The sequence below is a fragment of the Stenotrophomonas pictorum JCM 9942 genome, from assembly GCF_001310775.1.
GTDB lineage: Bacteria > Pseudomonadota > Gammaproteobacteria > Xanthomonadales > Xanthomonadaceae > Stenotrophomonas > Stenotrophomonas pictorum.
Window position 1 is genome coordinate 1 of record NZ_BAZI01000404.1, and the last position, 2,272, is coordinate 2,272.

2 protein-coding genes are annotated in these 2,272 nt (G+C 66.9%); one reads left to right on the forward strand and one right to left on the reverse strand.

The genetic code is table 11. From position 1 onward, the window contains the following. On the forward strand, positions 1-779 hold a 779-nt coding region (locus tag JCM9942_RS14320), incomplete at its 5' end, for an outer membrane protein transport protein (protein WP_172675134.1). A 763-nt stretch (positions 780-1,542) separates the two neighbouring features. Here JCM9942_RS14320 and JCM9942_RS14325 read toward each other — a convergent pair. Further along, positions 1,543-2,272: aldehyde dehydrogenase family protein (locus tag JCM9942_RS14325; protein ID WP_157722951.1), on the reverse strand; the 730-nt coding region annotated here is incomplete at its 5' end.

The following is a 2,272-nucleotide window of genomic DNA, read 5'->3' on the forward strand; positions in this document are numbered from 1 at the left end:
CTCCGGCCCAGGCCGCCAACGCCGCCCGCCAGGCCTCTGGCGCTGCGGCGCAGCAGGGCTTCTACCCGGGCAGCGCCGATGGCTACGCCTCGCTGGAAGGTGACAACAATGCGGTCGGTTACGTGCTGGGCGGTACCTTCAGCCCGAGCGAAGACACCAATATCGCGCTGAGCTACCGCTCCAAGGTCGAGCACAAGATCACCGGCGGCAAGGGCAAGTTCGATGTGCCGCCGGCGGTGCAGGTCGCCCTCGGCATGCCGGGCAGCGGTCTGTTCGTACCGACCAGCGGCAAGGCTACCCTGACCCTGCCGGCGTCGCTGACCGCCAGCGTCACCCACCGGATCAACGACCGCTGGACGGTGATGGGCGATGTGACCCGCACTGCATGGAAGCCGTCGTTCGACAAGGTGACCGTGGATTTCGCATCGAACCAGCCCGACAACGTGCTGGAATTCGGTTACAACGACACCACCTTCGGCTCGATCGGTACCGAGTACAAGCTGTCTGACACCATCACCCTGCGTGGTGGCGTGGCCTATGACGAAACCCCGACCAGCTATGCGCACCGTGACGTCAAGGTGCCGGATGTGACCCGCAAGTGGCTGTCGTTCGGTCTGGGCTGGACGCCGTCGGAGAAGACCGAGTTCAATTTCGGCTATACCCACCTGTTCACCAATGAGCCGGCGATCAACATCGTCTCGGCCACCGGCAGCACGCTGAAGGGCAAGTACGACGTGGGTGGCGACATCCTCGCCGCATCGGTCAACTACAAGTTCTGATCGGGCGTGGCGCGGCGCACTTTGCCGTAGCCGTGTGCCACTGTAGAACGCAGCCCGGGAGAAATTCTCCCGGGTTTTTTTTTGGCCGCCGGAACGGACGGCCAGCATCGCGCCGGCGGGACGATAGGCGGGCTGTCGATCGCGGAGGTGCTGATCGACAACGCCCCCGCGCTGTGCGCAGATGAGCCCGCATGGGGATCACTTCCGACGGCGGAGCCATGGTGATCCGGGTGTGCGCATCGAACGGCCGGATGTTGCAGGTGACGCTCCGCTGCGGCAGCGCGGCCTGGGACGGCGACCCCCACCGGCCGGTAATGACGGCTGCTTCGATCCTGTGGGGGATTTTCCGCCCCCCTCGCGGGCCAGCCCGTTGCCGTCAACGGCAGCAGCGCGCCCTCACCACGTCGGCCAGAGCGGGCCGGTGATCGACGATGAGGGCTTCAGTGACGACACCTTGGTCGACTTCAAGGATCGGGAGGTCGAAATCGACCAGCGGCCGCAGACCTTCAAGGACCGCGCCCCCGGATTGCGCCGCTCGCGGGGGCCGCGTGGAACGGGAGTACACGCCGGGCTTCGGCCGCAGCAGCCGTCAGCGCTACCGCGGCGATACGTGGCGATACGTGGCGATACGCGGCGGTCCAGTGATCGGATCGGTTCGATCGACCACCGCCGGGGCCTGGGGCGTGCCTGTGAGCGGAGCTGGATGGACAACAAAAAACCCCGCTTTCGCGGGGTTCTTCGTTGCTTCCGTGCTGCGGCCGACTCAGTCGCCCAGGGTCAGCAGCGAGGCGTTTCCGCCGGCGGCGGTGGTGTTCACCGTCACCGTCTTCTCGGTGGCAAAACGCAGCAGGTAGTGCGGGCCGCCGGCCTTGGGGCCGGTGCCGGACAGGCCCTGGCCGCCGAACGGCTGCACGCCGACCACCGCCCCGATCTGGTTGCGGTTGACGTAGACGTTGCCGACGTGGACGCCGTTGGCGATGCGCTCGACGGTCTCGTCGATGCGCGAATGCACGCCCAGGGTCAGGCCGTAGCCGGTGGCGTTGATCTGCGCGATCACCGCGTCGAGCTGGTCGGCCTTCCAGCGGATCACGTGCAGCACTGGTCCGAAGATCTCCTTGTGCAGCTGGTTCAGGTCCTTCAGCTCATAGGCACGCGGGGCGAAGAAGGTGCCGTGTGCGGCGGCCTCGGACAGTGGCGCGGCGGCGATCAGGCGCGCTTCGCGGTCCATGCGGGCGGCATGGTCGGTGAGGATCTGCAGCGCATCGGCATCGATGACCGGACCGACGTCGGTGGACAGCAGGCCGGGATCACCGATCTTCAGTTCGGCCATCGCGCCGGCCAGCATGGTCATCACCTTGTCGGCGATATCGTCCTGCACGAACAGCACGCGCGCGGCCGAACAGCGCTGGCCGGCGGAGGTGAAGGCCGAGCCGATCGCGTCCTTGACGATCTGCTCGGGCAGCGCCGAGGAGTCGGCGATGAAGGCGTTCTGG